The organism is Arsenicicoccus cauae, from assembly GCF_043162025.1.
Lineage (GTDB): Bacteria > Actinomycetota > Actinomycetes > Actinomycetales > Dermatophilaceae > Arsenicicoccus > Arsenicicoccus cauae.
The window spans coordinates 1,659,624-1,671,909 of sequence record NZ_CP171001.1 but is presented as its reverse complement, the minus strand read 5'-3'; the positions used below and the strand labels follow the sequence as shown (position 1 = coordinate 1,671,909).

The following is a 12,286-nucleotide window of genomic DNA, read 5'->3' as shown; positions in this document are numbered from 1 at the left end:
TCTTCCGATGATGGGAGTTCTCACACAACCCGTCCGGAAGACCTCGACATGCCTGACGCTACCTTCACGCGCCCTGACCTGACTACCTTCACCCGCCTCGACGGCCTCGGTCTGGAGGTCACCGGCCAGCTGCTCGAGCCTGACCGGTCCGTGCTGGCGTGCCGGGTCGTGGAGCCGGACGACTGGTGCAGGCGGTGCGGCTGCCAGGGCGTGCCCCGTGACACGGTGAGCAGGGAGGTGGCGCACGAGCCGTTCGGGTGGCGCCCTACCACGCTGGTGCTCACCGTGCGCCGCTACCGCTGCAAGGAGTGCTCGCACGTGTGGCGTCAGGACACCACCGCTGCGGCGCCGCCGCGGGCCAAGATCTCCCGCGCCGGCCTGCGGTGGGGTCTGGTCGGGATCGTCGTCGGCCACCTGTCGATGGCCCGAGTTGCCGAAGGACTGGGCGTGGCGTGGAACACCGCCAACGACGCGGTCCTGGCTGAGGGCCGGCGTCTGCTCATCGAGGACCCGACCCGCCTGGACGGTGTCAAGGTCGTCGGGGTCGATGAGCACGTGTGGCGGCACACCCGGCGCGGTGACAAGTACGTCACCGTGATCATCGACCTCACCCCGGTCCGGGACGGCACCGGGCCCTCACGCCTGCTGGACGTGGTCGAAGGTCGGTCGAAGAAGGCGTTCAAGGACTGGCTGGCCGAGCGGGACCAGGCTTGGCGCGATGGGATCGAGGTCGTGGCCATGGATGGGTTCGCGGGCTTCAAGACCGCCACCACCGAGGAGCTGCCGGACGCCGTCACGGTTATGGATCCCTTCCACGTCATCCGGTTGGCCGGGGACGCTCTCGATGAGTGCCGCCGCCGAGTCCAGCAGGAACTGCACGGACACCGCGGACGCAAGGGCGACCCGCTCTACACCGAGCGGCGGACCCTGCACACCGGGGCTGACCTGCTCACCGACCGCCAGCACGAGCGCCTTGACAAGCTCTTCGCTGGGGACCGGCACGTGCAAGTCGAGTGCACCTGGGGGATCTACCAGCGCATGATCTCCGCCTACCGTCACCCCGACCGGGCAGCCGGCCGCGTCGAGATGAGCTCCGTGATCGACGCCCTCGCCGACAGTGTGCCTGAGGCGTTGGTAGAACTGCGCAAGCTCGGCCGCACCCTGACCAGACGCGCCTGCGACGTCCTGGCCTACTTCGACCGGCCGCGCACGAGCAACGGACCTACCGAAGCCGTGAACGGTCGCCTCGAGCACCTGCGTGGCCTGGCCCTCGGCTTCCGCAACCTCACCAACTACATCGCCCGCGCACTCCTCGAAGCCGGCGGATTCAGACCACACCTACACCCCGAATTGTGAAGAGCCTCTACGCCGCCGGCGCCCCCTGCAACGCCACTGACACGAGCGGTACCTGGCCTTCAAAAGAGTCCTGGGGTTGCAACATGGGTATGGGCTTGTTGTCTGCCGACGTCGGGCTCGCCATCGCCGCCGCTGGCGCGTCAACCGGTGTGGGAATTGCCGTCGGGTTGGGCATAACCGCGGCTGCCACTGTTATGTGTGACGGCCTATAGGAGGTAAGGAATGAATAGGTCTAGACAATCAACGGCCATATCCTTGGGAATTGTTTTCTCAACAATGGCCGTGGCTGCCTTCCTCATGAAGAATGCTACGTTCGGTTTCATCATGCTGGTTCCAGCGCTTTTCTGTACCGTGATCGCGTTCAGAGGGTTTTCGGGCAGGGAGTAGTGCCGGATAAAACCCTCCAACGATTCCAGGATGCTGAGTACGTCAACTACCCCTAGATTCCAATATCCGACGCCAGAGCCTGGTCCATACATGGCCAGGCTATGGCGTCGGATGTTTCGCAGGACTCGGAGTAGGCCAGTGGCTTACGTCGGACAGCCCCGCAGAAGTCTGGTCAGTGGGAGCGGTGCCCCGTGGTATCCCGAAAGGGGAATCAGGGAAGTACCAACGTGCCCACCCCCAGCTCGCCGTCCGCGAGACCAACCCGTCGGCGACCCGCCAGCTACGCAAGCTCGACGCCCCCCGCGGCCGCGTCCAAGCCGCAGTCGAACTCCTCGCCACCGACCCCCGCCCACCGGTAGCGACGAAACTGGTCGGCGGCGACGGCGAGTGGCGCGTCCGGACGGGGGACTACCGCGTCATCTACGAGAGCAACGACGACGTGCCCCTGGTCCTCGTGCTCGCCTGAGCCCTGATCCACCGTTCGGGTGTGGGGTTGGGCGCGTCGTAACGTGAGAGTGCCCTTGTGGTGCAACAGGATTGGGAGTGTCGAGTTCCTTGTCCAGTCGCCTCACGAAGGGCACCTCGTAAGTGAAACCTTCTCACACGATCCGTCCGGTTTTCGATGACCCGAACCTGGTGTCGGCTGCTGGGTTGGTCCCCGCGTTGCGGCTGGCGGAGTCCGGGGGTCTGTATGACCTGCTGGACGGGTTGACGGTGCCCTCGCCGAACGCTGGCATGAAGGCTGCCGGTGTGGTCGGCGGGATGCTCGCTGGTGCGGACAGCATCGATGACCTCGATCTGCTCCGCCACGGCGGGATGGGCCGGTTGTTCGTCGGGGTGCGGGCGCCCTCGACGCTGGGCACCTTCCTGCGCTCCTTCACCCATGGCCACGTCCAGCAGCTCGACAGGATCGGGGCCGGGCTGCTGGCCGGGCTCGCCACGCGGGCGCCCGGCCTGATCGCCGGTAGCGATGCCGAGGAGATCGCGTTCGTCGATGTCGACGACAGTGTCCGCGAGGTCCACGGCTACGCCAAGCAGGCCGCGGCGTTCGGTTACTGCGGGGTGCGGGGGTTGAACCTGCAGCTGGCCACCATCAGCAGTGCGACCTCGGCGCCAGTGATCGTCCGCGCCTGGTTGCGCCGCGGGAACGTCGCGTCCCACACCGGTTCGGGCAGGCTGTTGGCACAGGCGCTGCGCACGGCCCGGGCCGCCGGGGTCGGCGGCACCGTCCTGGCCCGCGCCGATTCCGCCTACTACTGCCACGCGTTCGTGGGGACCGCGATCCGGCACCGGGCGTGGTTCTCGGTCACCGCCCGGATGAACCCGCAGGTCAAGACCGCGATCGCCGGCATCGGCGAGGAAGCCTGGCAGGCGATCGAGTACCCGAACGCGGTCTTCGACGAAGCCGAGCAGCGGTGGGTCTCCGACGCCGAGGTTGCCGAGGTCCCGTTCGTCGCGTTCACCTCCCGACGCAAGCACGAGCACGTGCAATGTCGACTGCGTGCGTCGGGTCAAGCGGACTTCAACCCCTGGCATCGGATGGGACCGAGCGAGGAGAGCTGTTCGCGGCCTACCGCCACCACGCCTTCATCACCAACAGCACCCTGGACATCGTCGAGGCCGATCAGCGTCACCGCGACCATGCCCTGGTCGAGCAGGTCATCGCCGAGCTCAAGGACGGCCCGCTGGCACACCTGCCATCGGGGAAGTACACGGCCAACGCAGCCTGGCTCGCCTGCGCCGTGATCGCGTTCAACATCGCCCGCGCCACCGCCGTCGCCGCCTCGATGCGCACCGCCCGCTGGGCCACCCTGCGGACCCGGGTCATCAACATTCCCGCCCGGATCGCGGCCACCGGACGACGGCTCGTCCTGCACCTGCCCACCCACTGGCCATGGGCGGACGGATGGGAATCGTTGTGGGCCACCGCAACCGGACCACCAGCCGCAGCCACGACCTGACCACCCAGCCAACCACGGCGCAACCAAGGACCGACGTGGAAAAGCCGGTGCAGACCGGCAGACCAGTCACGCCCACGCGCCAACACCCACAACAATCACCACAAACACGCCATCAAGAACCAACGCCGGTGGATCCGGGCTGAGACGACGCCGCGAGATCTATCAGCGAAGGTGACCCATCGCGTTTGACGCGAGGAGACGACGCATCCCCGGGATGGCTGGGTCACGAGGGTGGGAGCATCTGATCATGCGCGACTTATCAGGGCTACTGATCGCCGGCATCTCCCTCGTGACCGCGTGCTCCTCACCTGCACTGACCCCTCCTCCCACGTCGGCATTCAGCCCGCCCGGCGCCTCGACAAGCAGACCGCCCGGCCCCTCGCGAACGCGCACGTCACCATGACCTGCACGGGATCGAACACCGCTCCGCTCAAGCACATGTCTGTTGCCAGTGTCGGACGGGATGTCTCTGTCACCTGGGCCTTGCCCCCGGATCTTGGACACGGGGTGTGATTACGCAGCTGTCGGCAGCGTAGCGGTGAAGTCGGTCTCGTAGGCGACCGGTGAGGTGTAGCGGCACCAGGAGTGGCGTCGCTTGGTGTTGTAGCGGGTGAGCCACTTGAAGACCTGCCGGCGGCAGGCCAGCTCGTCGGTCCAGCAGGCGGCTTCTTGGAGGATCTCGCGCTTCAGCGTGGCGTTGAACGACTCCGCGAGTGCGTTGTCGGCCGACGACCCGACGGCACCCATGGACTGGGTGACGCCGAGCTTCCGGCACAGCTTCGCGTAGGCCTTCGAGCAGTAGACCGACCCATGGTCGCTGTGAAACACCGCGCCCTTGAGGCTGCCCCGTGTCGCGGCAGCTGCCCTCAGGGCGTCTTCGACCAGCTCGGTGCGCATGTGGTCGGCGATCGCCCAGCCCGCGAGCCGCCGGGAGTAGCAGTCGATGACGGTGGCCAGGTAGAGGTTCGTCCCGTCTGCCAACGGCAGATAGGTGATGTCGCCGACGTAGCGCCGGTTCGGCGCGTCGGCGGTGAAGTCCCGTTTGAGCAGGTCGGGGTACTTGTGTCCCGACGGCTCGGGGATCGTGGTCCGCACCCGACGCTTCTTCACATAGCCGCAGATGCCCTCGGCCCGCATCACCCGGGCGACGCGCTTGTGGTTCACCCGCTCACCGCCGGCGGGGGCGTTGTCGTTCAGCTCGGCGGTGATCCGCGGCGCACCCTGGGTGTTGTCCTCGGCGTGAATGGTCCGGATCCGTTGCGCGAGATCCGCATCGGCCTGGGCACGCGCCCGGCGTGCCGGGGCTGCTTGGAGCCAGGCGTAGAACGATGAGCGCGTCACCTCGACGAGCTCGCACAGTCGCTTCACCTCGAAGGTGGCGGAGTTGTCGGCGACGAACTGGAAGCGACTCACCAGCGCGTCTCCCCGGCGAAATACTTGGCCGCCCGCTGGAGGATCTCCCGCTCGGTGGTCAGCTTGGTGGTCTCGACCTCGAGCTCGTTCACCCTTGCCTCGAGCCGGGCGATCTTCTGCTCCGGCGTCTCACCCTCGGGCGCAGACCGGCTCGTCGTCGTGGTCGTCTTGGACTGCAATGGGCTGGAGGTCAACGTCCCATCGACGGCGGTCTTCTTGCCGGTCCCGTAGACCTCGAGCCAGTGCCGCAGCGTGCCGCGCACGATGCCGAGGTCCTCGGCGATGCCGCGGACCGTGGCGCCTGGGGTGGACTCGTACAAGTCGACGGCCTGACGACGGAACTCCTCGGAGTAGTTCTTCCTGGCCATGATTCCTGGATCATCTCGCTTCCCCAGCACCAGGTGCTGGATTCAGCGTGTCCAAGAACCGGGGTCAGGCCCCCCTGGTCCGGGGATCGTAAGGTACCCATGACTACGAGCTTCGTCGTCTCTACGACCATCGCCGACCCCTCGACCGGCACTTCTCGCACCCTCGCTCGCAAGGCCCTTCTTGACGATCTGCGGCTCGAACGTACCGGCCCGGTCCCGCGGGACGTCCACGGTGACCTTCCCGATCTCGGTCCTGACCGTCTTCGGGGTCGACCCGTCCTGGGCGTTGCCCTCACCACGGCCACGCTCGTGCTTGTCGTAGCCCAGATGCGCTGTCAGCTCTGCCTCGAGCACCTGACGGGTCAACACCGTCAACAACCCGCCCTCCCCGGTCAGGTCCAGACCTCGCCGACTCGCCGACGCGACCAGCTCACCCGCCAAGGCCTCCACGTCCGGCGCCACCGCCTGCTCCGGGGTGACCAGCGTCGACGCGTCCGCCACTTCTACCTCCCGGCCCACGCGGCCGGTCCTACCCTGTACATGCTGCTCGTCCATGACGCGCAGCCTCCCTCCTGCCCGTCAACACGGGCTGATGCGGAAGGGTCACTTACACAAAGTTCCGGACAGACCCCTCAACTGATCGCCGCCCGCTTCCAGGTCTCTCGACCGTTCCACTGGCGATAGCCGACGGGTGGGCCTACGCCCGCTGCTACACCAGCGAACAGGATCGCCGCGACGCCCTCCCCGGCTGACTGCACCAGTACAACCAGCACCGTCCGCAGACCGCATGTGGAAACCCGCCGCCTTTTTCGCGATCGATCAACGTGTCCGATCAGTACAGCTAGGTCAGGCCGAGACCACCGTCACCGGCATCGACGAGTCGGCCGGCAGGCCGAGGTCCGAGGGCTCCCGGCCACGCATCACCATCTGCGCCCCGAGGGCCGCGACCATCGCGCCGTTGTCCGTGCACAGCCCCGGCCGCGGCACGCGCAGCGTCACCCCGGCCGCGTCGCACCGCTCCTGGGCGAGGGCGCGCAGACGCGAGTTGGCCGCGACGCCACCCCCGACGACCAGGTCGGCCACGCCGTGCTCGCGGCAGGCGAGCAGGGCCTTGCGGGTCAGCACGTCGACCACGGCCTCCTGGAAGCTCGCGGCCACGTCCGCGACGGGCACGTGCTCGCCGGCCTCCTGCTTGGCGCGCACCCACCGCGAGACGGCGGTCTTGAGCCCGGAGAAGGAGTAGTCGAAGCGATGCCGCTCCAGGTCCTTGGCGGCCGTCAGCCCGCGCGGGAAGTCGATGACCACCTGCCCCTCGCGGGCGGCCCGGTCGATGTGCGGCCCGCCGGGGAAGCCGAGCCCGAGCACGCGCGCGACCTTGTCGAAGGCCTCGCCGGCCGCGTCGTCGATGGTCTGCCCCAGGTGCCGGACGTCGTCGGTGATGTCGGGGACGAGCAGGAGGTTGGAGTGCCCGCCGGAGACGAGCAGCGCCAGGGTCGGCTCGGGCAGCGGGCCGTGCTGCAGGGTGTCGACGGCCACGTGGGAGGCGAGGTGGTTGACGCCGTAGAGCGGCGTGCCCAGCGCCACGGCCAGCGACTTGGCCGCGGCCACGCCGACGAGCAGCGCCCCCGCCAGCCCCGGCCCGGAGGTCACGGCGATGGCGTCGAGGTCCTCCAGCCGCACCCCCGCCTCGCGGCAGGCGCGCTCGATGGTGGGGACCATGGCCTCCAGGTGCGCGCGCGACGCGACCTCGGGGACGACCCCGCCGAAGCGCGCGTGCTCGTCGACGCTGCTCGCGATCGCGTCGACGAGCAGGGTGCCCCCGCGCACGATCCCGACCCCGGTCTCGTCGCAGGAGGTCTCGATGCCGAGGACGAGGGGCTCGTCGGTGCGGGTCATGCGCGCTCTCCCTGGGTGGCGAGGTGGTCGGGTCGTATGCCGGGAAGGTGCCGCCGCATCACGAGGGCGTCCACCCCACCGGGCTGGTAGTAGCGACGTCGCACGCTGATGACCTCGAACCCGTTGCGGTCGTAGAGCGCTCGCGCCGGGGCGTTGTCGGCGCGGACCTCGAGCAGGAGCGCCTCGGCGCCGCGGGACCGGGCCCGCACCACGAGCTCGTCGAGCATCCGGCGACCGAGCCCGAGCCCCCGGGCCCCGGGCGCCACAGCGATCGTCATGACGTCCGCCACGTCACCTGCGGCGTCGATCCCGGCATACGCGAGGACACCGCCACGCGACGGGTCGTCCCAGACGACGTAGTCGCGCCGCGGGCGCTCGGCGAGCTCGGCCCACCAGGTCTGCTCGCTCCACGCGTCGTCGGCGAAGGCCTCGCGCTCGAGAGCGGCGAGGCGGGGGATATCGGTCCAGCGCAGCTCGCGCAGCATCAGACCACCGTGACGGGGGCGACGGACGGGACGGCGTCTGGGCGCCGCAGATAGAGCGGGGTGGTGTCGTCGAGGGACGCACCTGCGGCCAGGCGGCGCACGGCGAGGTCGGCGAGCCAGCCGGCGGACACGTCCAGCGGGGCGCCGGCCACGGGCTCCCCGAGCAGGTCGGGATAGAGCACCGGGCCACGGCCGACGACGGGACGTCCGTCGAGCCGGGGGGCGAGGTCGGCCGGGCGGCACACGTCCGGCGCCGACTCGGCCACGGGCAGGCCCTCCTCGATGCGGTAGCCCGCCCAGTAGACCTCCTTGCGGCGCGCGTCGGTGGCGACGACGAACCGCTCCACCCCGCGCAGGGGCCCGTGCGCGGCCTCGTGCGCCAGGGCGTCCAGCGAGCACAAGCCGTGGACCGGGACGGCCCGGGCGAGGGCGAAGGTCCGCGCCGTCACGATCCCGACGCGCAGCCCGGTGAACGGGCCTGGGCCGGTGCCGGTGACGACGGCGTCGACGTCGCGGGGGGTCAGGTCGGCCTGTCGCAGGACCTGCACGATGCCCGGGGCCACGAGCTCGCCGTGCGCCCGCGCGTCCAGGACGCTGCTCTCGGCCAGCACGCGCGCGCCGTCATGCAGCGCCACGGTGATGGCGGTGGTGGAGGTGTCGATGGCCAGCAGCACCCCCAACCCTACCGGGGGCGAGGGCATCGACCGGCCTGCGTACCGCAGGCCGATGCCCTCGCCCCCGGCAGGTTCACGTGGCGTCGTTGGTGACGCGGGCTGCGGCGACCGGCAGAGAGCGACCGAGCACGGGGGCGAGCGCCACCCCGGTCAGGGCGACGGCCGTGAGGACCACCCACACGGGCAGGGATCCGCGGGCGAGCAGCCACGAGAACCCCACCGGCCCGAGGACGGAGGCGACGTTCCACGACAGCTGGTAGGCCGCGAGGTAACGACCTCGCAGGTGCTCGGGCCGGCTGTCCACCGCCACCGTGGTGAGGACCGGCCCGGCCAGCAGCTCCCCGACGGTGTAGATGCCGGCCGACACCAGGACGCCCACGGCGGCGAGGACCGGGGCGAGCAGCCCGGCCGCGGCCATGAGGACGAACCCGACGGCATACGCAAGGTGCCCCGCGGCGACGATCCGGTGCCGACGGTGCCCCCGCATGGACCGGACGGCCAGCCCCTGCCCGAGGCCCACCATGACGGTGTTGAGGGTGAAGATCGCGCCGGTCACCCACCCGGGCAGCCGCAGGACCTCCACGGCATAGACGGGCATGGCGTAGTTGAGCGCGAGACCCGCGAGGGCGTAGATCGTGTTGACGACGATCAGCGTGTGGAAGGGCCGGTCCCGCAGCACCGTCGACAGCCCGGAAAGGGCGCCGGCGCGCCCGTCCTCGTCGGCGCGGTCCGCGGCGGCTCGCCGATCGTGCGCCGGCGCCCCGAGGAGCAGGCCGAGGGCGAGCAGGTATGACGCCGCGTCGGCCGCCACCATCGCGCGAAAGGCGGTGGGGGTGCCGACGGAGATGGCGACCCCGGCCAACAGGCCGCCGACCGCGAAGCCGACGTTGCGCAGCGCGCCGAGGAAGCCGTACCACAGCTCGCGCTCGCCGGGCCGGGTGATCGCCGCGACCATGGGCGAGTAGGACGCCCAGAACGCCGCCTGACCCATCGCGACGAGAGCGGTCACGAGCTGCACGCCGAGGTAGCCGTCGACGAGCAGGTAGCCGAGGTATCCCGCCGCCTGGATCGCGTTGGCCGCCAGCAGGATCCGCTTGGCGCCGTAGCGGTCGACGAGGTGACCGACGAGCAGCACGACGGGCAACGAGGCGGCCGCGGCCACGGACAGGGCGAGCCCGACCTGCTCCAGCGGCACGTCGGTGGTGCGCAGGAAGTACAGGACCGAGATGGGCATGAAGACGCCGCTGCCGACGGCGTCGACGCCCATGGCGACGACGAACCGGCGATGGTGGCCGATGGGCGGGAATCCGAGACGGGCGAGCACGACGTCAGACTGCTACATCAAGCCCGCTTCACCTCAACGGATGTCGATGACGATGCGAGATGGGTTGCCGCGCTTGATGATCCGCTCGACGAGCATGAAGGCCTTGAACTCGAGGCCGTACTTGGCGGCCATGGTGCTCATGACCCGCTGCACGGTCCAGGGGTCGTCGTGGACGGTGGCGCGGGCCTCCACGGTGGGGGCGTCCGGCGCCACCCGGCCCCGCCGGTCGCAGGGTCGCAGGGTCACCCGGTCGTCGCGGCGCAGGCGGCGCAGCTTGCCGGTGCCCTCCGGCGTGATGACCACGAGGGCGTCGCCGTCGCGAGCCACCCACACGGGGGTCGCCACGCCCTTCCCGTTGCGGCGAAAGGTCGTGAGGGAGACGAAGCGTTCGTGGCCGAGGGCGGTGAGGGTCGTCATACGGCTCAGGCTAGGGCGCGTCGGGTGCTGACGGGTGTCCTGTCGAGGAGGAGAGTGCGCCCGGAGGGGTCGCCCGTCTGGGCGACCGTTACCCGTCTGGGCTGCCATCGCGCGTCTCGTGCTGCAGCTCGAGACGGCGCACGCACGTCAAGACGGGGCACGGGCTCAGCGCACGCCACCCGGCGCGGTCACCCCATCCCTCGCGTGGGTCCGGCCAGGTCCCGGACCGCCGCGAGGACGTCCGGACCGGCCCACCGCTGCCCGTGGCCGGTGAGCCGGGCCGTGCGGGTGGTCTCGCCCGTGAGCTCGAGCTCGAGGTAGTCCTCGGACAGCAGCTCCGCCACCCCGTGCCCCCACTCGACCACGGTCACCGACTCGTCGACGGTGGCGTCGAGGTCGAGGTCGTCGAAGTCCAGCGCCCCGGACAGACGGTAGGCGTCCACGTGGACCAGCCGCGGCCCGCCGACCAGCGAGGGGTGGACCCGGGCGATGACGAAGGTCGGCGAGGTGATCGGGCCCCGCACGCCGAGCCCCTCCGCCAGGCCCTGGGTGAGGGTGGTCTTGCCGGCGCCGAGGTCACCGGTGAGCAGGAGCAGGTCCCCCGCCCGCAGAAGCCCCGCGAGACGGCGCCCCAGGTCCTGCGTCGACGCGGCGGTGGGCAGCGAGATGGCGTGCGGCTCAGCGTGATCAGGGGTCACGACGTTCCTTCCCGGGGCGGGCGGAGGTGATGGGGCCGGCGACGGACCGGACCTTGCGGGCCTGACGCTCGACCTGCTCGGTCGCGCGGACGACCTGCTCGGTGGCGCGGGCGACCTGCTCGCGGCGCCGGGCCTGCTGCTCGCGCCGCAGGGTGGCGCGGTTGTGCACGAGGTCGGTGACCTCGCGGCGTCGGCCGCGGGTCTGCGCGGTCGTGCCGACGGGCACCGCCTCCCGCGACGCGAGGCCGCCGACGGCCGCCCGGTGCCGCTCGGCCCGGTCCAGCATCGCCAGGATCTCGTCGGTCACGAGATCGGGGTACTCCAGCATGATCAGGTGCCCGGCGTCGGTGACGAGGACGTGCTCCGCTCCTGGCAGCAGCCGCACGATCTCGTCGCTGTGGCGTGGCGGGGTCATCAGGTCGTGGGTGCCGTTGATCACGAGCGCCTCGATCCCGGCGAAGGTCGCCAGCGCCTTGCGCTCGTCGTGCTCGGACAGGGTGCGCAGGTAGCCGTGCATCACCTCGATGGGCGTCGCCATGATGATGTCGGCGGCGTAGCGCAGCAGGCTGGGCGGCACGGGCGAGTGGAACGAGTAGCGGTAGGTGAAGAAGTCCTCGGCCTGGCGGGCGAGGCGGCGGGCCTGCTCGACGGCATCCTGGCGCCCGGCCAGCGGCGCGAGGGCGAACGGCCCGACACGCTGGGCAGCGCGACCCAGCAGGTCGCCCAGCTGCACCCTCAGCTCCCCCTCCCCGCCCGCGCTCGTGGCGACGAAGGCCACGGCGACGCAGCGCTCGCGCACGAGGGTGGGGCAGAGGCGGGCCAGACCCATCTGGGTCATCCCGCCCATCGAGTGGCCGACGAGGGCGAACGGCATCTCTGGGCAGGTCGCGTCGATCACGGCCTTGAGGTCCCCACCCAAGGTCTCGATGCGGTAGGAGTCGCGGGCGCCCTGCCCCGACCGGCCGTGGCCGCGCTGGTCCCACAGCACGACGCGGTAGCCCGCCGCGACCAGCCGGCGCCGGACGAAGATCCAGGCCCGGGTGGACAGGGTGTAGCCGTGCGAGATGACGACGGTGGGTCGCCCGTCCACCGCCGTGGCGGGGTCGGGCTCGTCGATCTCGACGTGGAGCACCGTGCCGTCCTCGACGACGACGACCGTCTCGTGCGACGGCGTGTGCTCGTAGGTCTCCCCCGTCTCCGGGGCCATCGCGTGGGCCCGCGACAGCACGCCGGCGAGGGCTCCGGCCGCGACGGCGCCGAGGCCGAGCCCGAGCCCGGTCAACCGGCCGACCGGCGTCATGTCAGGC

At 70.5% G+C, this 12,286-nt stretch carries 10 protein-coding genes and 3 pseudogenes; 4 read left to right on the top strand and 9 right to left on the bottom strand.

Features of this window, described 5'->3' with window-relative positions:
* Positions 1 to 48 precede the first annotated feature (48 nt).
* From ACF3NS_RS07895 to ACF3NS_RS07885, 3 genes and pseudogenes are all read left to right on the top strand, one after another.
* A complete protein-coding gene (locus ACF3NS_RS07895) occupies positions 49 to 1,356 on the top strand; it encodes an ISL3 family transposase (RefSeq protein WP_392469034.1) in 1,308 nt (435 codons plus the stop codon).
* Positions 1,357 to 1,927: 571 nt separating this feature from the next.
* Complete coding sequence (locus ACF3NS_RS07890) at positions 1,928 to 2,209, top strand: type II toxin-antitoxin system RelE/ParE family toxin (RefSeq protein ID WP_392469032.1); 282 nt, start codon at positions 1,928 to 1,930, stop codon at positions 2,207 to 2,209.
* Between the two features lie 122 nt (positions 2,210 to 2,331).
* Positions 2,332 to 3,704, top strand: a pseudogene (locus ACF3NS_RS07885) (IS1380 family transposase).
* A 513-nt stretch (positions 3,705 to 4,217) separates the two neighbouring features.
* Here ACF3NS_RS07885 and ACF3NS_RS07880 read toward each other — a convergent pair.
* Positions 4,218 to 5,485 (bottom strand): IS3 family transposase gene (locus ACF3NS_RS07880; protein ID WP_392465388.1). Its coding sequence is split into 2 segments (ribosomal slippage): positions 4,218 to 5,134 and positions 5,134 to 5,485, totalling 1,269 coding nucleotides; the frame shifts between segments, so codons are not numbered across the junction.
* Positions 5,486 to 5,662: 177 nt separating this feature from the next.
* A pseudogene (locus ACF3NS_RS07875) lies at positions 5,663 to 5,923 on the bottom strand (transposase); the annotation flags it as partial.
* A gap of 242 nt (positions 5,924 to 6,165) precedes the next feature.
* Here ACF3NS_RS07875 and ACF3NS_RS07870 point away from each other — a divergent pair.
* Positions 6,166 to 6,330 (top strand): annotated as a pseudogene (locus tag ACF3NS_RS07870) (IS481 family transposase); the annotation flags it as partial.
* Between the two features lies 1 nt (position 6,331).
* Here ACF3NS_RS07870 and tsaD read toward each other — a convergent pair.
* The 7 genes from tsaD to ACF3NS_RS07835 all read right to left on the bottom strand — a co-directional run bounded on the left by tsaD (position 6,332) and on the right by ACF3NS_RS07835 (position 12,279).
* Complete coding sequence (tsaD, locus tag ACF3NS_RS07865; protein ID WP_154593251.1) at positions 6,332 to 7,381, bottom strand: tRNA (adenosine(37)-N6)-threonylcarbamoyltransferase complex transferase subunit TsaD; 1,050 nt, start codon at positions 7,379 to 7,381, stop codon at positions 6,332 to 6,334.
* The gene (gene rimI / locus ACF3NS_RS07860) at positions 7,378 to 7,866 is read right to left on the bottom strand and encodes a ribosomal protein S18-alanine N-acetyltransferase (RefSeq protein WP_154593252.1); all 489 of its coding nucleotides are present in this window, start codon (positions 7,864 to 7,866) and stop codon (positions 7,378 to 7,380) included. Before rimI ends, tsaD begins: the two co-directional genes overlap by 4 nt.
* A complete protein-coding gene (gene tsaB, locus ACF3NS_RS07855; protein WP_392469028.1) occupies positions 7,866 to 8,540 on the bottom strand; it encodes a tRNA (adenosine(37)-N6)-threonylcarbamoyltransferase complex dimerization subunit type 1 TsaB in 675 nt (224 codons plus the stop codon). The genes rimI and tsaB overlap by 1 nt, the downstream gene beginning before the upstream one ends.
* A gap of 73 nt (positions 8,541 to 8,613) precedes the next feature.
* Positions 8,614 to 9,864, bottom strand: coding sequence for an MFS transporter (locus tag ACF3NS_RS07850; protein ID WP_392469025.1), 1,251 nt, complete (start codon positions 9,862 to 9,864; stop codon positions 8,614 to 8,616).
* Between the two features lie 33 nt (positions 9,865 to 9,897).
* Positions 9,898 to 10,281 carry a PPOX class F420-dependent oxidoreductase gene (locus tag ACF3NS_RS07845; protein WP_392469023.1) on the bottom strand — a complete coding sequence of 128 codons (384 nt, stop codon included), beginning with the start codon at positions 10,279 to 10,281 and terminating at the stop codon, positions 9,898 to 9,900.
* Positions 10,282 to 10,469: 188 nt separating this feature from the next.
* Positions 10,470 to 10,979, bottom strand: coding sequence for a tRNA (adenosine(37)-N6)-threonylcarbamoyltransferase complex ATPase subunit type 1 TsaE (gene tsaE / locus ACF3NS_RS07840; protein ID WP_375804510.1), 510 nt, complete (start codon positions 10,977 to 10,979; stop codon positions 10,470 to 10,472).
* Entirely contained in the window at positions 10,969 to 12,279 is a 1,311-nt protein-coding gene (locus ACF3NS_RS07835; protein ID WP_392469020.1) for an alpha/beta fold hydrolase, read from the bottom strand. The genes tsaE and ACF3NS_RS07835 overlap by 11 nt, the downstream gene beginning before the upstream one ends.
* Positions 12,280 to 12,286: the final 7 nt, after the last annotated feature.